Annotated in this window: 1 pseudogene; it reads left to right on the forward strand. The window is 70.9% G+C overall.

Annotated features, from left to right (window positions below):
• Positions 1–119: 119 nt before the first annotated feature.
• Positions 120–265, forward strand: a pseudogene (locus tag ACR9ZK_RS22220) (P-loop NTPase); the annotation flags it as partial.

Here is a 265-nt window from a genome sequence, read left to right on the forward strand (position 1 = left end):
CCCCCCCCCCCCCCCCCCCCCCCCCCCCCCCCCCCCCCCCCCCCCCCCCCCCCCCACCCAACACCCCCCCCCCCAGATGTAGCTCCGTCTCGTGGGCTCGGAGATGTGTATAAGAGACAGACCTCGACGTCCTGCTGCTCGACCTGCCCCCCGGCACCGGCGACATCGCCATCTCGGTGGCCCAGCTCATGTTCTCGATGACGCCGGCGAGGCGCTGGTGCTGTCTCTTATACACATCTGACGCTGCCGACGACGGAGAGAGTGT

It is taken from the genome of Monashia sp. HAY1-5C (genome assembly GCF_056755255.1).